Origin of the sequence: Aquabacterium sp., from assembly GCF_041915145.1 — a bacterium.
Classification (GTDB): Bacteria; Pseudomonadota; Gammaproteobacteria; order Burkholderiales; family Burkholderiaceae_C; genus Aquabacterium.
In genome coordinates this window covers 19,444-38,633 of record NZ_JAYSBZ010000012.1, presented here as the reverse complement: position 1 = coordinate 38,633, position 19,190 = coordinate 19,444, and the positions used below count along the sequence as shown (strand labels likewise).

The 19,190-nt window shown below is 70.0% G+C and carries 21 protein-coding genes; 8 read left to right on the top strand and 13 right to left on the bottom strand.

Annotation, left to right across the window (positions count from 1 at the left end):
- Positions 1 to 6: 6 nt before the first annotated feature.
- The 12 genes from ACE3SS_RS03960 to ACE3SS_RS03905 are packed head-to-tail and all read right to left on the bottom strand — an operon-like array spanning position 7 to position 10,490.
- Positions 7 to 447: a hydroxymyristoyl-ACP dehydratase gene (locus ACE3SS_RS03960; protein WP_374591571.1), complete on the bottom strand. Its 441-nt coding sequence runs from the start codon at positions 445 to 447 to the stop codon at positions 7 to 9.
- Positions 444 to 1,238, bottom strand: coding sequence for a beta-ketoacyl synthase chain length factor (locus ACE3SS_RS03955; protein ID WP_374591569.1), 795 nt, complete (start codon positions 1,236 to 1,238; stop codon positions 444 to 446). The genes ACE3SS_RS03960 and ACE3SS_RS03955 overlap by 4 nt, the downstream gene beginning before the upstream one ends.
- Complete coding sequence (locus ACE3SS_RS03950; RefSeq protein WP_374591601.1) at positions 1,235 to 2,434, bottom strand: beta-ketoacyl-[acyl-carrier-protein] synthase family protein; 1,200 nt, start codon at positions 2,432 to 2,434, stop codon at positions 1,235 to 1,237. Before ACE3SS_RS03950 ends, ACE3SS_RS03955 begins: the two co-directional genes overlap by 4 nt.
- Before the next feature lie 56 nt (positions 2,435 to 2,490).
- Entirely contained in the window at positions 2,491 to 3,210 is a 720-nt protein-coding gene (locus ACE3SS_RS03945; RefSeq protein ID WP_374591567.1) for a methyltransferase domain-containing protein, read from the bottom strand.
- Complete coding sequence (locus ACE3SS_RS03940) at positions 3,195 to 4,007, bottom strand: polysaccharide deacetylase family protein (protein WP_374591565.1); 813 nt, start codon at positions 4,005 to 4,007, stop codon at positions 3,195 to 3,197. Before ACE3SS_RS03940 ends, ACE3SS_RS03945 begins: the two co-directional genes overlap by 16 nt.
- Positions 4,004 to 6,352, bottom strand: coding sequence for an MMPL family transporter (locus ACE3SS_RS03935; RefSeq protein ID WP_374591563.1), 2,349 nt, complete (start codon positions 6,350 to 6,352; stop codon positions 4,004 to 4,006). The genes ACE3SS_RS03940 and ACE3SS_RS03935 overlap by 4 nt, the downstream gene beginning before the upstream one ends.
- On the bottom strand, positions 6,349 to 6,945 hold the full coding sequence (locus ACE3SS_RS03930; RefSeq protein ID WP_374591561.1) for an outer membrane lipoprotein carrier protein LolA: 597 nt from the start codon (positions 6,943 to 6,945) through the stop codon (positions 6,349 to 6,351). Before ACE3SS_RS03930 ends, ACE3SS_RS03935 begins: the two co-directional genes overlap by 4 nt.
- Positions 6,932 to 7,858, bottom strand: a complete 927-nt coding sequence (locus ACE3SS_RS03925; RefSeq protein WP_374591559.1) for an acyl-CoA synthetase — start codon at positions 7,856 to 7,858, stop codon at positions 6,932 to 6,934. Before ACE3SS_RS03925 ends, ACE3SS_RS03930 begins: the two co-directional genes overlap by 14 nt.
- Positions 7,855 to 8,151: a 3-hydroxyacyl-ACP dehydratase FabZ family protein gene (locus ACE3SS_RS03920; RefSeq protein ID WP_374591557.1), complete on the bottom strand. Its 297-nt coding sequence runs from the start codon at positions 8,149 to 8,151 to the stop codon at positions 7,855 to 7,857. The genes ACE3SS_RS03925 and ACE3SS_RS03920 overlap by 4 nt, the downstream gene beginning before the upstream one ends.
- A gap of 1 nt (position 8,152) precedes the next feature.
- Positions 8,153 to 9,508, bottom strand: coding sequence for an AMP-binding protein (locus tag ACE3SS_RS03915; protein WP_374591555.1), 1,356 nt, complete (start codon positions 9,506 to 9,508; stop codon positions 8,153 to 8,155).
- Between the two features lie 53 nt (positions 9,509 to 9,561).
- Positions 9,562 to 10,200 (bottom strand): hypothetical protein, encoded by a 639-nt coding sequence (locus tag ACE3SS_RS03910; RefSeq protein ID WP_374591553.1) that lies wholly within the window; start codon positions 10,198 to 10,200, stop codon positions 9,562 to 9,564.
- Between the two features lie 8 nt (positions 10,201 to 10,208).
- On the bottom strand, positions 10,209 to 10,490 hold the full coding sequence (locus ACE3SS_RS03905; RefSeq protein ID WP_374591551.1) for a phosphopantetheine-binding protein: 282 nt from the start codon (positions 10,488 to 10,490) through the stop codon (positions 10,209 to 10,211).
- Positions 10,491 to 10,762: 272 nt separating this feature from the next.
- Here ACE3SS_RS03905 and ACE3SS_RS03900 point away from each other — a divergent pair, with 272 nt between their 5' ends.
- From ACE3SS_RS03900 to ACE3SS_RS03865, 8 genes are all read left to right on the top strand, one after another.
- Positions 10,763 to 11,053 (top strand): acyl carrier protein, encoded by a 291-nt coding sequence (locus ACE3SS_RS03900; protein WP_374591549.1) that lies wholly within the window; start codon positions 10,763 to 10,765, stop codon positions 11,051 to 11,053.
- Entirely contained in the window at positions 11,053 to 12,315 is a 1,263-nt protein-coding gene (locus ACE3SS_RS03895; protein ID WP_374591547.1) for a beta-ketoacyl synthase, read from the top strand. The genes ACE3SS_RS03900 and ACE3SS_RS03895 overlap by 1 nt, the downstream gene beginning before the upstream one ends.
- Positions 12,312 to 12,950 carry a phosphatase PAP2 family protein gene (locus tag ACE3SS_RS03890; RefSeq protein WP_374591545.1) on the top strand — a complete coding sequence of 213 codons (639 nt, stop codon included), beginning with the start codon at positions 12,312 to 12,314 and terminating at the stop codon, positions 12,948 to 12,950. Before ACE3SS_RS03895 ends, ACE3SS_RS03890 begins: the two co-directional genes overlap by 4 nt.
- 62 nt (positions 12,951 to 13,012) lie before the next feature.
- On the top strand, positions 13,013 to 13,543 hold the full coding sequence (locus ACE3SS_RS03885) for a 3-hydroxyacyl-ACP dehydratase FabZ family protein (protein ID WP_374591543.1): 531 nt from the start codon (positions 13,013 to 13,015) through the stop codon (positions 13,541 to 13,543).
- Positions 13,540 to 14,406: a MipA/OmpV family protein gene (locus ACE3SS_RS03880; RefSeq protein ID WP_374591541.1), complete on the top strand. Its 867-nt coding sequence runs from the start codon at positions 13,540 to 13,542 to the stop codon at positions 14,404 to 14,406. The genes ACE3SS_RS03885 and ACE3SS_RS03880 overlap by 4 nt, the downstream gene beginning before the upstream one ends.
- Before the next feature lie 16 nt (positions 14,407 to 14,422).
- Positions 14,423 to 15,313: a methyltransferase domain-containing protein gene (locus ACE3SS_RS03875; protein ID WP_374591539.1), complete on the top strand. Its 891-nt coding sequence runs from the start codon at positions 14,423 to 14,425 to the stop codon at positions 15,311 to 15,313.
- Positions 15,314 to 15,361: 48 nt separating this feature from the next.
- On the top strand, positions 15,362 to 17,152 hold the full coding sequence (locus ACE3SS_RS03870; protein WP_374591537.1) for a glutamine--tRNA ligase/YqeY domain fusion protein: 1,791 nt from the start codon (positions 15,362 to 15,364) through the stop codon (positions 17,150 to 17,152).
- Positions 17,153 to 17,185: 33 nt separating this feature from the next.
- On the top strand, positions 17,186 to 17,974 hold the full coding sequence (locus tag ACE3SS_RS03865) for an alpha/beta fold hydrolase (protein WP_374591535.1): 789 nt from the start codon (positions 17,186 to 17,188) through the stop codon (positions 17,972 to 17,974).
- Between the two features lie 7 nt (positions 17,975 to 17,981).
- Here ACE3SS_RS03865 and ACE3SS_RS03860 read toward each other — a convergent pair whose 3' ends face one another.
- Positions 17,982 to 19,172, bottom strand: a complete 1,191-nt coding sequence (locus tag ACE3SS_RS03860; protein WP_374591533.1) for an NYN domain-containing protein — start codon at positions 19,170 to 19,172, stop codon at positions 17,982 to 17,984.
- Positions 19,173 to 19,190: the final 18 nt, after the last annotated feature.

Genomic DNA, 19,190 nt, shown 5'->3' with positions numbered 1-19,190 from the left:
CTGAAATCAGAAGGCGTGATTGTCGGCGTTGAGGATGACGGTTGTGCGTCCGGTCATCAGGACCCGCTCGCCGGCGTGCAGGCTGAAGGCGTAGAGCACGGTGTTGTCGTCGCCCGATTGCCGCTGCGCCCGCACGGTGAGCGGCCCGGCGATGTCGTGCAGATGCGGCACCTGCCAGGCCACGTCGCGCGCGCTGGTGAGGTAGCCGCTGCGCCCCGGCGCGTTGGGGTGGAGCGAGGCGCCGTGCGCGGCCATGGCCTGCGCCGCGTATTCGATGCCGTTGGTGATTCCGAGGGTGCCGGCGCGCCGCAAGGGGTTGGCCGGATCGCGGTGGCTGGTGGCGGTGCAGACGATGTGGTCGGCATCGCAGGCCAGCACGCCGTCGAGCAGGCACATCGAGCCCTGGTGCGGAATGCGCGCGGCGATCCAGTTGCGGTCGTGGATCATGGCTGCACGGCCACCGCGAGTTGCAGATCACCCAGGTGGTCGATCACCAGCTGGCGGGCTTCGCGCCGTGCCAGCGCCTGCAGCAGCGGCAGGCTGCGCACCGCCGGCACGCCGACCCGCAGCGCTTCGAGGGCCGCGTCGTCGAGCGGCGTGGCGGGGGCGCGGCTCCAGCGCAGGTCGAGCGTGGCGAGCGTGCGCTCGGTGCGCTCGGGCGTGATCACGAGGCCCACGCCGAGCGCATGGGCAATCGGGCGCAGGGCATACAGCGGCTCGGGGTAGGACGTGTCGAACGCCACCAGCAAGGTCGCTCGCCGCGCGCAGCGCGCCTGCGTGGCCGCCTCGATCAGGCCGGCGGCGAAGGTGGCGTCAAAGGCGCACAAGCTGGTGGACGCGGCCATGCAGCCCGTGGCGATGCTCCAGTAGCCGGCGGGCATGTTGTGCACCGAGTTGTGAAACCGGGTGGGCGACACCGCGCGGTCGTCGCTGGCCAGCGTGGTGAGGATCTGGTGGCAGTTGTCGCAGTCGCTGCCGGTTGACGAGAACACCGTGGGCAGGCTGGCCGGGTCGCGCTGGGCATGGCGCACGGCGTCGAAGCCGGTGGCCAAGGCGAGCTTGAGCGCCAGGCCCACGCGGCGGCGTTCGGCAGGCGGCAAGGCTTCGGGTGCGGGCAGCGCGAGGGCGGCGAGCTCGAAGGGCTGCTCGCCGCGTAGCCGGGGCGCGGCGTCGTCCCAGCCCTGCAGGCCGGGCCCGTACAGGCCCACGCCCTCGATGTGCACGCGCACGGCGCTCATGCGGCCCCCTGTTTCGACAGCACGAGGCTGCAGTTGTTGCCACCGAAGCCGAAGGCGTTGCTCAGCACGTGGCGCAACGGGCGGTCGAGGGTTTCGATCAGGTAGTGGCAGGGCAGGGCCGGGTCGACCTCGCGGGTGCCGGCGCCGGCCGGGGCCAGGTCGTGCCGCAAGGCCAGCGCGGCCACCACCGCGTTGATGGCGCCCGCCGCGCCCAGCGTGTGTCCGGTGTGGCCCTTGATCGAGCTGCAGGGCACGTGCTGGCCGAAGAGTGCCTCAACCGCCTGCGACTCGGCCGCGTCGTTGCTGGGTGTCGAGGTGCCGTGCAAGGCGATGTAGCCGATGTCGGCCGGTTGCAGGCCCGCCATGTTCAGCGCGGCCTGCATGGCCAGCCGCGCGCCCAGGCCTTGCGGGTGCGGCGCCGACATGTGATGGGCATCGCTCGACTCGCCCACGCCGGTGAGCAGGATGTCGCCCGCCTGCGCTTGCGGGGCGGGTTCGAGCAAGGCGAACGCGCCCGCCTCGCCGATGTTGATGCCCTGCCGGTTCACGTCGAAGGGCATGCAGGGCTGGGGCGACAGCAGCTGCAGCGATTGAAAGCCATACAGCGTGGTCAGGCACAAGGAGTCGACCCCACCGACGATGGCGGCGTCCACCAGGCCGCAGGCCACCATGCGCTGCGCCATGCCGAACACCTTGGCGCTCGACGAGCAGGCGGTCGAGATCACGCAGGCCGTGCCGCTCAGGCCGAAGCGGTGGCGCACGTAGTCGGCCAGCGAATAGCTGTTGTGCGTGTGGCGGTAGTCGAGCGAGGTGGGCAGCGCGCCGGTTGCGGGGTCGCGGTGCCGGTAGGCCTGCTCGGAGGTGTGGATGCCCGAGGTGCTGGTGCCCACGAACACCCCCACGCGGTCGGCGCCGACGCGGGCGATCACGTCGCGCACGGCTGCGTCGAAGCCGTCTTGCCGCAGCGCCAGTTCGGCCAGGCGGTTGTTGCGGCAGTCGAAGTGCGCCAGCTCGGCGGGCAGTTCAACGGCGTCGATGCCATCGACTTCGCCGATGCAGGTGTCGAGATCGGTGACGGTTTCCCAGTGGCGGCGCTGCACCCCGCTGCGGCGGGTGCGCAAGGCTTGCAGCGTCGGGGCCAGGCCGGCGCCGAGGGCGCTGGTGAGAGTCATGGCGCGCAAGCGCAGCGGCGGCAGCGAGGACAGGCTCGGCGCCTGATCGAAGGCGTCAGGGTGGGTCATGGCACCAGGTGTCATGGCACTCGCGCAACCAGCATCACATTGGCAAGCGGCGGGCCTTCGGTCATGGGCGTGGCTTGCACGATGAAGCCCCGGGCTTCCAGGGCCTCGACCCACTGGGCCAGGGGGCGGCACCACATGCGAGCGAGCCGGTGCCCCTGGATGAACGAGATGCAGCGATCGACGACTTGGCTGTAGCGGAATCGCTGCCCTGCATGTGCATCACCCACTCGTGTGATGAAAACCCCACCGCTTTCAAGCGATGCGCGGATGCGATCGAGCAGCCGATCTTGGTCTGCAAAGGGCACGTAGTGTAACACGTCGAGCATCGCCACCACCTGGGCTGGAGGCAGCGACGCCTCGCGCATGTCGCCCCCCGACAGCTGCACCCGGCTGCCGAAACGGGCCTGCAGCGCGCGGTTGCCGCAGTCGGCCTCGCGGGCCATCAGCTCGACGCCGGCAAAGCGGGTGCGCAGCGGTGGCGGCACGGGGGCCGACCACCGGTTGCTCGCCGCCAGCTGCTCGGCCGCGAGCACCCAGGCCGCCAGCAGGCCTCGGCCGCAGCCGATGTCCATCACCTGGGCGTCGTCGGGGATCAATCCGCGGTCGAGGATGGTCGCGAAGATCGGGTCGTAGCGCAGCTTGCCGCGTGCCCATTGGAGGTCGATGAAGCCGGTGGCGCGGTAGGGCGCGGTGGCTTCGGCGAGCAGTTGGCGTTTCAGTTCGGCGCGCATGCGTGAGACAGGGTGACGGGGCGCAGGCCCCGGGCGTGGAGTTCGTCGATCAGGCGCGGCAGCACGGCCACGATCACCGGTCGGCCGTCAGGTGCGCGGGCCGCGTGGCCGTCGTGCAGCAAGAGCACGTCGCCCGCCGCCGCGTTGCGCAGCAGCCGTTTCAGCACCGTGTCGGGGGCGCCGGTGCGGGTGTCGAAGCCGCGTCGCGTCCAGCTCGCCAGGCGCAGGCCGAGCTGGTGCAGCACGGGGTCGAGGAACGGGTTGCGCAGCCCGGCCACCGCGCGGTAGAAGGTGGGGCGGCGCCCGGTGATCGCGGCCAGCGTGCGGGCCCCGTCTTCGATTTCGCGTCGCCAGCCGACGGGCCCCATCAGCGCGGCCAGCGTGGGGTGGCGCTGGCCGTGGTTTTGCAGATCGTGCCCGGCCGACACGATGGCGCGGCACACGTCGGGGTGCGCCTGCGCCTGCTGGCCGATGCAGAAGAAGGTGGCATGCACGCCTTTGGCCGCCAGCACGGCCAGCACCGCCGGGGTGACGTCGGGGTGCGGACCATCGTCGATCGTGATGGCCACCTCGTGGCGCGCCACGGCCGCGGCGGGCAGGCGCACGAGGTTCGGGCCGAGCCCGGTGCTGCGCGGCCACAGGCCCACCACCATCAGCAACAGGTGGTCGAGCAGCACGATGGTCAGCGCGCCGGGCCACCAGGCGGGGTGCCACGCCACGGCCGGCAGGGTGAGCGCGTGCACGGCCAGGCTCAGGGCGAGCAAGGGCGTGGGGCGCCAGCGGCGTGGCCCGCTCATGCCCGGGCCTTGCCCGGCGTGCCCGCTAGCGCCGCCGACAGGATCAGCGCCAGGAAGGTGCCCAGCGCCACGGTGGAGCCCAGCGCCGACAGCACCGGGATGCTCGACAGCCCCAGCAGCCCGTAGGTGCCGACGGTGGCGAGGTTGGCCAGCAGCAGCGAGGCGTGGGTCTGGTGGCGTTCGACATCGGTGAGCGCGTCGAGGCTGCCGTCGAAGAACAGGGCGTAGTTCGAGCCCACCGCCACCACCAGCAGCAGGCCCACCAGATGCAGGATGGTGAGCGGGTGCCCCAGCGCCACCAGCGTGGCCGCGACGCAGCACACGGTGCATGCCAGCGGCAGCACGACGCGCAGGGTGCGCCGCCACGAGCGCAGGCTCGCGAGCAGCAGCACGACGATGACCAGGCTGCCGGCCATCGACATCGTCAGCGTCTCATTCAGGTAGTTGCTGAAGATGCCGCTGGTCTCGGCGAGGATGTCGATCACCGTGGCTTGCGGCAGGCCGGCCGCGCGCAGGCGCCGGGACAGCGCCTCGGTGTCGATCTCGGCGGGGTGCGGCCCGTGATCGGACGCTTGCAGCGGCAGCAGCACCAGCACGTCGTGCGCGCGTTGCACCAGCAGCGAGTCGACCAGCATGGCGGCCGAGCTGCCCGCCAGGTCGCGTCGGGTCAGCAAGGCGCCGCGCCGCGCCGCGGCCAGGTCGTCGATGAACGGCTGCAGCCGTTCGGCGCGCACCGGCAGGCCCGCCATGGCCTGGTCGAGCCGGCGGCGGGCTTCGTCGGGCTCGGGCAGGGCGGCTTGGCGCTGGCGTTGCGTGGCCAGGCTGGGCAGCACCATCGTGGGCGACTTGAACCCCGCCAGCTCGCCCGCTTGCACGGCTTGCCGCAGCACCACGCTCGCGCGTTCGGCGGCTTCGAGGGCGGCCTGCTCGTCGGGGGCGGCGAGGCTGGCGATGAAGCGCATGTCGGGCGCGCCGAGGTCGTTGCGCAGCGAGACGTCCAGGTCTTGCGCGGCCTTGGGCACCGGGTTGAGCGCGGTGAGTTGCCGGCTCCAGATCGTGTGCCCGGGCCAGGCCACCACGGCCACAGCCGCCAGCGTGGCGCCGAGCAGCGCGCCGCGCTGGCGGCGCACGGCGGCAAAGGCTCGGTCGAGCCGGGCGCTGAGGGCGCTGAGGTCGCGCAGCGGCAAGTGGGCGGGCATCATGCCCGGCAGGCCGAAGCGGGTGACGAGCGCGGCCGCCACCAGGCCGAACACGGCGTAGACGCCCAGTTGCGCCAGACCCGGAAAGCCCGAGGTGGTGAGCGCCAGAAAGCCGGCCAGCGACGTGAGCACGCCGAGCCGGATCGTGCGCCAGAAGCGGTCGGGCGGCTGCCCCGTGGCGCGCTGCAGGAACAGGTAGATGGCGTAGTCGACCGCCTCGCCGACCAGCGTGGTGCCGAACGCCAGCGTGAGCCCGTGCACCTGACCGAAGATCAGGCCGACCGCGGCCACGCCGACCGCCGCCGCCGACACCACCGGCACCAGGCCCAGCAGCAGCAGGCCGATCGAGCGGTAGACGAGCAGCAGCATGGTCACCACCAGCACGGTGCTCGCGGAGGCCAGCACGGCGACCTCGCGCTCGATGGTGGCGCGCGACGACACCGAGAACACGCCGGTGCCGCTCATCACGAGCCGGGTGCCGCTGGCGCGTTGCGGGATGGCGTTGAACGCGTCGTGGATGCGCGCGATGGCGCGGGCCTGCGCGTCGGTGTCGGAGCCCGCGGCGCGCGTTTGCAGCAGCAGCAGGGCGCGTTGGCCGTCTCGCGAGGTCCAGGCGCCGTTGGAGGCGGGGGGCTGGCTGTCGCCGTTGAACTGCTCGATCAGGCTCAGCGTTTCGCCGGTGGGGTCGCGCAGGAACAGGCGCTTGAGCAGCATGCCGGCGCTGCCGCCGAGGTTGTTCAGCGACGCCTGGATGGCCGCGTGCAGGCCGTCCGCGCTGAAGCGCTGCGCCTGCACGCCGGGGCTCAGCAGGTAGCGGTGCTCGAAGAAGTAGGCGCGGTCCTTGTCGTCGGTGGCGGCGTCGCCGTTCTGCACCGACAGGAATGCGGGATCGCGCCGCAGCGTCTGCCCGAGCGCGAGCGACAGCCGGGCCCGCTCGGCCGGATCGGCGCCCTCGATGCCGACCATGATGAGGCGCGCGATGATGCCGTCGCGAAACTGGTCCATCAGCAGCTGCTGGCGGGCGGTGGGCATCTTGGGCATGAAGGCCGAGAGGTCGGCGACCACCGGTGTGCGCGCGATCACCAGGGCGCAGGCGAGCAGCGACAGCAGCCACGCCGCCACGGTCAACCCGGTGCGCCGGCTCATGGCTCGGCGACGCGCGTGATACGCATCTCGGAGCGGTCGCCGTCGGCCTGGTCGAACGCGATCATCGATACCGTGGCCTGCCGGCCCTCCATGCGGACGCGGGTGATGATCTTGCGCATGCCGTCCTGGCGCGGCGTGAGCGTGAGCCGCCATGCGTTGACCGAGCCTTGCAGATCGAGCGCGTAGTACTGCTCGAGCGCGCGCTGGTCGCCGGCCAGCGTGGCGCGGATGCTCTCGACGAACGCGGCCGCGTCGGGCTGGCGGCGCAGGTCGACCGTGAGGCGACGCTTGCCGGCTTGTTCGACGGTCAGGCGCTCGCCGTCGAGCACGAGCACCTCGGTCTGCGGCTGCAGCGTGCGCTTTTCAAGGTGGTCGGGCGCCACGAAGGCGAGTTCGCCCGATGCCTCGACGGGCTGGTCGATGAAGCCGATGAATTTCTTTTCGGTGAAGCGGGCCTTGGCCGACTTGGTCTGGGCCAGGCTCTGCATGAGCTCGGGCAGCCCCCAGGCTTCGGCCCACGAGACTTGCGAGAGCGCGGCGAGCCACAGCGCGATGCCGGCACGCCGCCAGGCGGCGATGTCAGACAGGATCATGTGGCGCGGGCTCCCAGAAATCGTAGAAATTGAACCAGTTGTAGGGCGCCTGCCGGCATTGGGCTTCGAGGGCGCGGGCGTATTTTTGCATCAAGGCCCGCACGGCCTGTTCGCGGTCGCGCCCCGGGTGCGCGCCGTCGCTGAGTCGCTCGAAATGCAACTCGTAGCGCCCGCTGCCGCGGTAGACGCCGGCCATGAAATACACCGGCTTGCGCATGGCCACGGCGAGCTTGAACGGCCCGCTCGGAAAGCTCGCCATCTGGCCCAGAAAGGGCAGCGACACCATGCGCTCGGCCTGCATGCCGCGATCGGCCAGGATGCCGACCATCGCGCCGCGCTCGATCCGCTCATGGATGTTCAGGATCGAATCGAGCTGCCCGAGCGCGATGATGTCGTGCACGGCGCGGGGGTTGATCGCCGCCAGCGCCTGGTTGATCTGGCGCGCGTTCTCGGGGTACATGGCCACGGCCACCAGGCCTTGCGCGTCGCGGCGGGCGAAGGTGCGCAGCACCTCGAAACTGCCCAGGTGGCCGCCGAACAGGAACGCTCCGGTGGTGGTGTCGGGCGAGGCATCGAGCGGTGGCAGGTCGCCGTGGCGTTGCACGTCGAACAGATCGAAGCGGTCGTTGAGCAGGTAGATGCGGTCGTGGATGGTGCTGGCAAAGGTCAGCACGTGGCGATACAGGTCGAGCCAGCGTGCCGGCTGGCCGAGGCAGCGGGTGAGGTAGTCGCGCGAGGCCCGCCGCGCAGCCGGGGCCGCGAGCACGAAATACAGCGCGATCAGGTGGACGATGGGCCTGGTGGCGCGCCGCCCGGCGAGCAGCGACAGGCGGGTCATGACCCACAGCAGCTTCATGCTGCCGCGCTCCTTGCGCTGCAGCCAGGCGGGCGATGAGGATGCGGTGGAGCTCACGGCTGGGCGCGGACGAGATCGAAGCGGCCCGTGGCCACGGCGTGGTCGCCGGCGTGCACGCTGAACTTCACGCAGCCGGCGCCGGGCTCGAAGCGCAGTTCGAGCGCCTCGCCGGGCGTCACGACGCGCAGGAATTTGGCCTGGGCCAGCCCGCCCAGCGTCTGCCCGGTGGTCAGCTCGATGGCGGCTTGCGCGTGGTCCAGCAGCACCACGCCCGGCACGATCGGGTGGCCCGGAAAGTGGCCCGCGAAAGCGGGGTGGTCGGCCGGTATTGAAAGCGGGCAGGCGGGCATGTCAGGGCTTGGCGGCGAGGTGCTGCGTCATCAGCGCGTCGAGCGCGGCGGCGGGCAGCTTGGCGTTGGCGTCGCGCGGCAGCGCGGGCAGCATGATGATCGGGCGCGGCAGGAAGACGGGGTCGACGTGCGCGCGCAAGCCGGCCGCGATGTCGGGCGGGGTCAGCCCGGGCGCGACCACGAAGGCGGCCAGCCGCGCGACATCGTGATGTGTCGAGCCCGGCGGCACGCAGAACACGCCGTCCACCACGCCCGGAAGGCCTTGCAGCACCTGGTTCAAGAAGCCCAGCGAGCTGCGCTTGCCGACCACGTTGATCAGGTTGCTGCTGCGATCGATCAGGCGAAAGCGGGTGGCGTCAAGCGGCTCGATCAGATCGTGCAGCTGTTGCGGCTGGGCCAGCGCGGGGCCGCTGGCCTCGAAACCGGACTCGGTCGAGCGCAGCGCGAAGCCGTCGAGCAGTTGCCAGTGGCTGTCCTGACTGGCGCGGCGCGTGGCCATCATGCCCAGCTCGGTCGAACCGTAGATTTCGAGCAGCGGGGCCTGAAAGCGCGCCTCGGCTTGCGCGGCCAGGGCGGGCGACAGCGGCGCGGTGGCCGACAGCAGTCCGGCGCAGCGCGGGAAGGCGATGTCGGCCTCGAGCATCTTGCGCAAGTGGTAGGGCGTGGTCACGAGCAGCGCCGGCGCGGGCAGATCGGCCAGCGCCTGCGCCACGTCGGCCGGGAAGAACGGGGTGTCCGGGCTCAGGCTGCCGCCGCCCCACAGCGGCAGCGTCACGGTGGCCTCGAAGCCGAACATGTGCCGAAAGCTCGAGGTGCCGACCACCGGGCAGGGCCCGCCGGTGAGCGCGTGGATGCGCGCCACGGCGGCGTGGTGCCCGGCCAGCAGATGGCCGAGTGTCTTGTCGCAGGCCTTGGGTTCGCCCGTGGAGCCCGAGGTGTAGAAGCGGGCGATCGTCTGCCCGGCGGGCCGCGAGGCGAGGGGCGTCGGGGTGGGCGCGCCGGCCCGGGCCGCTCCGGCTTCGTCCACCCGGACCCAGGGGCTGCACGACAACAGCGGCTCGGCCTGGTCGCCCAGCGCGATGGCTCCGGGGTGGCGCTGGCACAAGTCGGCCAGATGCAGCGGCGCGTTGGAGTTGGGCAGCAGCGTCAGGATGCCGCGCTGGATGCAGGCCAGCAAGCCGACGGCGAACCAGTGGCGGTCGAGGCACAGGTTGATGGCGGCGTCGGTGTCGGGCAGGGTCCGCGCCACGGCCTCGACCTGGCGCACCAGTGCCGCGCGGCTCACGGGGCGGCCGTGGCAGCGGCTCACCGGAGCGTCGTCCGGCAGATCGGGCAACAGGGGCAGCAGACGGCTCATGGCGTGGACTTCGGGAGGCAAGGGGCGGAGGCTTTCAGGGGCGGGTGGCGACGCTAGCGCCGGCCCTGCTTGAAGCGCTGATAGGCCATCACGGTGCCGGCGATGGTCAGGTGCGGGCGGTCGGGCAGCACGCGCACGCGCACCAGATATTCAACGACGAACATGGCGCCGGTGAGCACGGGTGTCAGCACGTTGGCGAACAGCGACCACCAGGTGACCGGCGCCCACGCGAACAAGCCGGCCGACACGAGGGCGCTGCACAGGAAGAACGCCGTCCAGGCCGCGGTGACCTGCCATGTGTAGCGCTGGTGGCGGGCGTCAAGCGGCTCGGGCGACATGAGCGCGGCGATCTGCGAGCACAAGGCCTGCTCGTGCCCGTTGCCCAGCGTGACCCCGAAGGTCAGGCCCAGTGCCAGCATGGCCCCGATGTGCTGCACGAGATAGAGCCAGGCCACGTGCTGACGCAGCAGATCGAGGCTGGCCACGATGCCCGCGCTCAGCGCCAGGCTCACGGCCAGCGCCAGGCCGCGCGGCTGCACGCGCAGCGCCTGCGACAGCATCAGGGCCAGCATCGGCAGCAGCCCGATCAGCACGGCCAATGCCGGCGGTCGCTCGCTGGCGGCCACGAAATAGCTGAATCCGAGGTAAGCGGCACCCACGACGAGTCCGCCGGCCACGGCCAGCCATTTCAAGCCCGGCTTCATTTGCTGCGGTGGGCGGCAATGTGCGCGGTCAGGTTGCGCAGCGAGGCGAAGATTCGCACGTTGTCCTTGCTGTCGGCCTTGATCTGCAGGCCATATTGCTTCGAGAGCACCAGCGCGATTTCGAGGATGTCGATGGAGTCCAGCCCCAGGCCTTCGCCATAAAGGGGCGCCGTCGGCTCAATGTCGGCTGCAGTGATTTCCAGGTTGAGCGTGGAAACGATCAGGTTCGCCACCTCGGCTTCGAGGGCAGCGTCAGGACAGACTTGAGGGGCAGTCATGGGTGGTCAGCGTGTGTGGTGCAGGTCAGGAGTCGTTCGGGCCGGGCGTGCCGGCACGCGGCGTTTGTCTCGCGCAAGACGAGATTGCCGCCAAAAAGCGGTGGCGTATTGTAGGGATGTGTCGTCGCCCCGAGGCACCGTCCAATGGTGGAGCAAGGCTCAGCGCCGGATGTCGCTGGTGATAAAATTTCAAGCTTTGTGCTGCGGGTTGACGTTGCGTAATGAACGACGCTGGAACGACGGCGGCCGAGCATCAGGGCAGGGCTAGGGACATGCTGAATACCCTCATCAAGAACTATCTGATCGACAACGCCAAGGTTGAGGCGAACGTGTTCGATCGACCCGACCTCATGGTTGCCGACTTGGCGCTCGACTCGCTGGGCATGGTCGAAATGCTGTTTGAAATCGAAGACCGCTTCGGCTTCCAGATCGACGAACCCATGCGGTTTCGCGACATGCGTTTCGACGACATGGTCAAGGCCATCGAAGACGAGGTTCGCTCACACCATGGTGGCGAACTGCCCGACCTTGAAGCGTTGGGCGCGTCCGCTGGTCGGCCATGATGCGGAAGGTCCTCGTCACCGGCCTCGGCATGATCTCGCCGCTCGGGGCGGACAAGGACAGCAGTTTCGAGGGCACGCTGGCGGCGCGCAGCGCCGTCGCCCCCGCGCCGGCCGCCATCTGCGCCGGTCTGCCCAACCTGCTGGTCGCGCAGGTGGCGGGCGACCCGGCCGCGCGGCTCGACCGCCAATTCGCCGGTCACGACCGCGCCACGCTGCTGGCGCTGGTGGCCGCGCAAGAGGCCATGCAGCAAGCGGGCCTCCCGCCCCGGCAGCTGCCGCAGGCCGAGCGCTTCGGGGCCTACGTCGGCGTGGGCTTCGCGGGCGCGAACACGCTCGATGCACTCTACGGCCGCTACTTTCAGGCCGTGAGCGCGGGGGCAGGCTCGGGTCGCGCGGCGGTCGTGCACCCGCTCTCGGTGCCGCGCATGATGGCCAATGCCTCCGCAGCGATGCTGTCGATGCATTACGGCCTGCGCGGCGTCACCAACACCTACGCCGTGGCGTGCGCGTCGTCCGCCGTGGCGGTGGGCGAGGCCATGCGCGCCATCGCGCACGGCTACCTGGACGCCGTGCTGGTGGTGGGCGCCGAATCGATGCTGACCGCCGGCTGCATGGTGGCCTGGAACGCGCTGCGCGTGATGGCCAAGCCCGACGCCGACAACCCCGCCGCGAGTTGCAAGCCTTTCTCGGCGCGTCGCAGCGGCTTCGTGCTCGGTGAAGGCGCTGCCGCGCTCGTGCTCGAAAGCGCCGAGCATGCCCAGGCGCGCGGCGCGCGGGCCCTTGCCGAGGTGGCCGGCTATGGCTGCAGCAGCGACGCGCAGCACCTCACCGCCCCGTCGGTCGATGGCCAGGTCGCGGCCATGCGGCAGGCTCTCGCGCAGGCGGGCCTGCAACCGGCCGACATCCACTACCTCAACGCCCACGGCACGGCCACCGACGCAGGCGACGTGATCGAGACGCAATCCATTCATGCCGTGTTCGGCGAGCACGCGGCGCGGTTGCCCGTCAGCTCGACCAAGGCCGTGCATGGTCACCTGATCGGCGCGGGCGGCGCGGCCGAGCTGGTGATCAGCATCCTGGCCATGAACCGAGGCGCGATCCCGCCCACCGCCAACCTGACCGACCCCGACCCGCGCTGCGATCTCGACTACGTGCCCTTGCAGGCACGGCGCGGCTGCGACATCCAGGCCGTCATGTCGAACTCGTTCGCCTTTGGGGGCAGCAACGCCTGTCTTGTGGCCCGGCGCGTGGCCGCGCCATGACGCCACTGCGGGGCTGGCGCCGCGTCTGGCCGCTGTTCTGGCTGAAGGCGGTGGGCACGTCGGCGTTCATGACGCTGTTTTTCACGGCCTACATCCACCTGCTCAAGAACCCGCGAGGCGAGGTCATCACCATGCCGCTGACCCGGCTCGATGCCTGGATCCCGTTCCAATGGTGGGCCGTGTTGATCTATCTGTCGCTGTGGTTCTACGTGTCGATGCCCGTGGCCTTGATGGTCCGCTGGCGCGACGTGGCGAGCTACGGCTGGCGCATCGCGTTGCTGTGCCTGGTCGGGCTCGCCTGCTTCTGGCTGTGGCCCACGGCGGTGCCGCCGTCGAACATCGACTGGGCGGTCTACCCCGGTTTGTCGGTGCTCAAGGGCGTGGACACCGCGGGCAACGCCTGCCCGTCGCTGCACGTGGCCACGGCGGTGTTTTCGGCCTGCTGGTTGCGCTGGATGGCGCCCTACGTCGGCGTGGGGCGCCGGTGGCGGGTGGCAACTGCGCTGTGGTGCGTGGGCATTGCCTACTCGACGGTGGCGATACGGCAGCACGTGGTGCTCGATGTATGCTCGGGCGCGCTGCTGGGCGCCGGCATGGCGCGGCTGTTGCGGCCATCGGCATTGCTCAGGGCTTGACCAGGGCGCGTGCCGAGCGGCGCGCCCTCCATTTGCGCAAGGCACATGAGATGTCGGCAGACTTGACCTATCCCATCGAACTCGATCAGGCGGCCATCGAGGCGGTGCTGCCTCATCGCGGCGAAGCCTTGTTTGCGCACGCCGTCACCATCCTGACGCACAACCACTATCGCGGTCGGGTGCGTTGGAGCAGCCGCTCGGGCGCCATGCAGGGGCACTTTCCGGGCATGCCCGTGGTGCCGGGCGTCTTGCTGATCGAGGGCGCGGCGCAGGTCGCCGGGGTCGGCATCCTGGTGGGCGACGCCTATGCCCGCAGCCTGGGGGCCGACCAGATCGGCTTGCTGGCCGGCGTGCGCAAGTGCGCCTTCAAGCAGCCGGTGCGGCCCGATGAATGGGTGGACGTCGAGGTGCACACGCGCCAGATGTCGCCCACGGCGGCGTCAGTGAGCGCGGTGCTGAGCGGCGCCGGAGTCGAGGTGGCGACCGTCGAGATCCTGGTGGTCAACATGCCTCGGCACGAGGTGCTGGCGCACCTGCAAGGCGCGGCGGATGCCTCCGCGGCGCCGGGCCCCATCGACGAGAGCGGACGATGACAAGCTTGAAGCGTATTTCGAGCGTGGCGGTGTGCCTGCTGGCTGCCGTCACCGCGCAGGCCTTTGAAGGCGATGGCGACAACGAACGCGACCTGCCGCTGTGGGAGTGGGGCGCGGGCGGCGGCGTGCTGTGGGGTCCGGCCTACCTGGGCTCATCGGTCACGCGGGTGCACGCCGCGCCGCTGCCCTACGGCGTGTACCGGGGCGACCGGCTGAAGGCCAACCGCGAGGGCGTGGGGCTGGCGCTGATCAATGACGGCTCGCTGCGGCTCGATCTCTCGCTCAACGGTGCCCTGCCGGTGCGTTCGAGCGGCACGGCGCGAGAAGGCATGCGCGACCTGCCGCCGGTGGTCGAGCTGGGCCCGGTGCTGAAGCTGCGATTCATCAGCGACGGGCCGCGCTACTGGGCCTTCCACTGGCCGGTGCGTTACGCCGCCGGGCTCGAGCGGGGCGCCGAACATGTCGGCTGGATCAGCGACCCCACCTTGCGCATCATCGAGCCGGTGCGCCTTTGGGGGCTGCCGCTCGATTTCGGGCTCGACGTGAGCGCCAAGTTCCAGAGCGGCGACTTCAACAACTACTACTACGGCGTGACGCGCGCCGACGCCCGCCCGGCGCGCCCCGTTTACCGCGCCAGCGGAGGCTACAGCGGCGTCACCGTCAACACCGGGCTGTTGTGGCGGGGCGAGCAGATGGTGGTCGGCACCTTCGTGGGCGCCACCGATCTGCGCGGCGCGCGCTTCGAGGCGTCGCCGCTGGTCGAGCAGCGGCACAACGTGTTCGGCGGCCTGGCCGTGTTCTGGGTGCTGCAGAAGTCCGAGACGATGGCGCCGCGCCGGCCGGTGAACGTGCTGAGCCGTTGAAAGAGGCGCGGTCGCCATGTCGATCTGGTCCACGCTGATGATGATGAGCCACATGGCGCGCGAGCCCTTTCATCGGCATGCGCTGCCTCGCGTGCCCGAGCCCGATCTGGTCATGGACGCGCCAGCCCAGGTGCAGGCCTATGCCGCGTCGGGCGATCTCGAAGGCCCGCTCGCTCCGATCCACCTGCTGTTGGCGGTGCATGCCAGCGTGGCGATGCCGCCCGGGGGCGTGGTGCTCGACATGGCCTGCGGCCCGTGTAACCAGCTCGCGCGGATCGCCCGTCTGCACCCCGGCACCCGTTTCATCGGGCTGGACGCCTCGCCCGGCATGCTGAGCCAGGCCGAAGCGAGCCTGCGCGAGGCCGCGCTGGGCAACGTCACGCTGCGCCAGGGCGACATGCGCGCGCTGGCCGGACTGGCCGACGCGAGCGTGGATGCCGTGATGTGCACGATGTCGCTGCATCACCTGGCCGACACCCGCGCGCTGCAACAGGCCATGCGCTCGGCGGCGCGCGTGCTCAAGCCGGGCGGAGGCGTCTATCTGGCCGACTTCGGGCGGCTGCGGCGGCTGGCCACCATTCGCTTCCTGGTGCAAGACCGGCAGGCCGAGCAGTCCCCCCAGTTCACGGCCGATTTCTTCAACTCGATGCGCGCCGCCTTCAGCGTGGACGAGCTCGCGGATGCCGCCCAGGCTCTGGGCTCGTCATGGCAAATCGTGCAGACCGCGCTGGCGCCGTTCATGGTGTTGCTGCGTCGCCCGCTGCACGGCCAGCCCGACGCCGCCGCGATGGCACGAGCGCGCGAGCAGTTCAGGGCGTTGTCGGCCAGCCATCGGGGCGACTTCAAGGCCCTGGCGAACTGGTTTGCCGCCTCGGGTCTGCCCTTGCCGGCGGGCGTCCTGCCCTGAGCGCTGACGCATCAAGAGTCGCGCGATCGGCCTCGATAGAATTCGCGCATGAATGCTCCGACTGACGACAACAGCACTGGCAAGTCCAGCAACTTTCTGCGCGGCATCATCGAGCGCGACCTGGAGCAGGGCGCCTACGCCGGTCGCCACTGGGCGGGCACGCCGGGCGATGCGCCGCACCACGCGGCCGGTCAGCCCGACCCGGCCAAGATCCGCACGCGCTTTCCGCCCGAGCCCAACGGCTATCTGCACGTGGGGCACGCCAAAAGCATCTGCCTGAACTTCGGTCTGGCGCGCGACTACGGTGGCGTCTGCCACATGCGTTTCGACGACACCAACCCCGAGAAGGAAGAGCAGGAATACGTCGACTCCATCCTCGACGCCGTCAAGTGGCTGGGCTTCGGCTGGGAGGCCAACGGGGCCTCGCACCTGTTCTACGCCAGCAACTATTTCGACTTCATGTACCGCGCCGCCGAGTACCTGATCGAAGCCGGCCTGGCCTACGTGGACGAGCAGACGCCCGAAGAGATGCGCGTCAACCGGGGCGACTTTTCCAAGCCCGGGGTGGACAGCCCCTTCCGCTCGCGCACGCCCGAGCAGAACCTGGCGCGCTTTCGCGAGATGCGCGACGGCCAGCACCCGGACGGCAGCATGGTGCTGCGCGCCAAGATCGACATGGCCGCGCCCAACATCAACATGCGCGACCCGGCCATCTACCGCATCCGCCGCGCCACGCACCACAACACCGGCGACAAGTGGTGCATCTACCCGATGTACACCTTCGCGCACCCGATCGAAGACGCGCTGGAGCAGATCACCCATTCGATCTGCACGCTCGAATTCGAAGACCAGCGCCCGTTCTACGACTGGCTGCTGGAGCGCCTCGCCGAGGGTGGCCTGCTCAAGCAACCCGTGCCGCGCCAGTACGAATTCGCGCGTCTCAACCTGACCTACGTGATCACGTCCAAGCGCAAGCTGAAAGCTTTGGTGGACGAGGGCGTGGTCGAAGGCTGGGACGACCCCCGCATGCCCACCATCGTCGGCCTGCGTCGCCGCGGCTACACACCCGAAGCCATCCAGCTCTTTTGCGAGCGCATCGGCGTGAGCAAGGCCGACAGCTGGATCGACTACAGCACGCTCGACATCGCCCTGCGCGACGACCTCGAAAGCAAGGCGCACCGCGGCATGGTGGTGCTCGACCCGCTCAAGCTCACGCTCACCAACTGGGACGAGGTGATGGGCGCGGGCCACCAGGAGCCGTGCTCGCTGCCGGCGCTGCCGCACCCTCCTGAGGGCACCGAATCGCCGCTGCGCCACTTCAAGCTCGGCCGCGATGTGTGGATCGAGCGCGAAGACTTTGAAGAGGTGCCGCCCAAGGGCTACAAGCGGCTCTTCCCGGGCAACAAGGTGCGGCTCAAGGGCGGCTACGTGATCGAGTGCACCGGCTGCGTCAAGGATGCCGACGGCCGGGTCGTCGAGGTGCTGGCCACGGTCGTGCCCGACACCAAGAGCGGCACGCCGGGTGCTGACAGCGTCAAGGTCAAGGCGGCGATCACCTGGGTGGGCGCGGCCGATGGCGTCGAAGCCGAAGTGCGCCTGTACGACCGCCTGTTCACCGAGGCGCAACCCGACGCCGGAGGCAAGGACTTCAAGGCCAGCTTGAATCCCGACAGCAAGAGGATCGTCACGGCTTACGTCGAACCGTCACTGGCGCAGGCGCAGCCCGATCAGAAGTTCCAGTTCGAGCGTTTCGGCTACTTCGTGGCCGACCGCAAGGACCACGTGACGGGCAAGCCGGTGTTCAACAAGATCACCGGGTTGAAAGACGGCTGGAAGTAAGCCCAAGCAAGCAGTTTTGCGGAGCGCCCAGTCATGTCCGAAGTTGCCCTGTTCATCCACTCCACCGCTACCGGGCCGTTCATGTGGCGCCCGCTGCTGGCCGAATTGCCTCCCGGGGTGACACCACTCACGCCGGTCAACCGGGGCTATGCGCCCGACGATCTGCTGCCGGCGGGCAGCGCGTTTTCGGTGCAGGACGAGGTGCTGCACTTGCTCGCGCAGATTCCGCCCGGCACCACCGGCGTCCACCTCGGCGGGCATTCGTATGGTGGGTTCGCCGCGCTCGTGCTGGCGCAGGAGCTCGCCCGGCAAGGCCGCGTGGCGGTGCGCTCGCTGTGGCTCTACGAGCCGGTGCTGTTCGGCGCGCTGCGTGCCGAGCCCGAGCGCTTGAGCCCGGCCATGGTGGCAGACATCGAGGCGCTCTATGGCCGCGAACACTCGATGCTCGACGAGGCCACGGGCGGCAGCGAAGCCTGGATCGAGCGCTTCATCGACTACTGGAACCACCCCGGCATGTGGGCCAGCATGCCCGACAAGGCCAAGAACTTGACGCGCACGGTCGGCTGGAAGATGTTCCGCGAGGTGTGGAGCGTGTCGACCGAGCCCAAGCCCTTCGGGCACTACCGCGTCGACGCGCCGATGACGCTGGTGCGCGGCGAGCACACCACGCCGCCGGCACGCGCGATGGTCGAGCGGCTGGCGGAGGTCAACCCGCAGGCCAGCGTGGAGACACTGCCCGGCATCGGCCACATGGGCATCGTGGCGGCGCCGCAGGCGGTGCTGCCCAGCCTGCAGCGGCATTGGGCCGCGGTGATGCGCTGAGCGAGCGTTACTCGGCCGCCGTCTTGGCGGCAGGCTTGCGGGGGCGTCGGCCGCGCGAGCTGCTTTTCTTGGCGGCCGGTGGGGCGCCAGCAGGTTCGGCCGGCTCGGGGGCGGACGCTACGCGAGCCGGGGCGTCGTCCGTTGGAGCCGACGGCGTCGAGCCGGGTGCGGGCGCTTCAGTGCGTTTGGCGGTCGTCTTGCGCGGGCTGCGGCCACGTCGGCGGGCGGCCCCGGGCTCGGAGGCTTCGGGCGTGGCGACTGGCGCTTCTGCAGATTCTTCGGGCAGCGCCACCATGCTGATCGGTTCGGGCGGGGCTTCGGCACGAGGAGCCGGCAGCGCCTCGGTCGTGGAAACGACCGGTTCGGCCAGCACGCTGGGGGTGCCGCTGCCCCGCGTGACGTAGGCGCCCGATTTGTCGTCGCGACCGAACTCGAGCAGCCCGCGCGCCTGCGCCTCTTCGAGCAGGTTGCCGAAGGCGCGGAAGCCGTAGTACGACTCGCTGAAACCCGGGTTGCGACGCTTGAGCGCCTCTTTGAGCACGGATGCCCAGATGCGTCCGCCCTCGTCGCGGTCGGTGACCAGCGCCTCGTAGGTCTCGACGGCCATCGTCACACCCTTGGTGCGGCGGGCATCGAGCTCGGCGCGGCGGCGTTGTTCTTCTTCGGGGCTGCGACGCGGCTGTTGCTGGTCGCGGTTGTCGCGCCGGGCCTGACGCTGGCTCTCGCGCACCAGGTCGTCGTAGAAGATGAATTCGTCGCAGTTGGCGATCAGCAGGTCGGAGGTGGACTGCTTGACGCCCACGCCGATCACGTACTTGGCGTTCTCGCGCAGCTTCGAGACCAGCGGCGAAAAATCGGAGTCGCCCGAGATGATGACGAAGGTGTTGACGTGGCTCTTGGTGTAGCAGAGGTCGAGCGCGTCGACCACCAGCCGGATGTCGGCCGAGTTCTTGCCCGACTGCCGCACGTGCGGGATCTCGATCAGCTCGAAGTTGGCCTCGTGCATCGCGGCCTTGAAGCCCTTGTAGCGCTCCCAGTCGCAATAGGCCTTCTTGACGACGATGCTGCCCTTGAGCAGCAGGCGCTCCAGCACGCGCTTGATGTCGAACTTGTCGTAGTTGGCATCGCGCACGCCGAGGGCGACGTTCTCGAAGTCGCAGAAGAGCGCCATGCTGATGTGGTCGGGGGATGATGCCAATGCGGTCTCCGTTCAAGT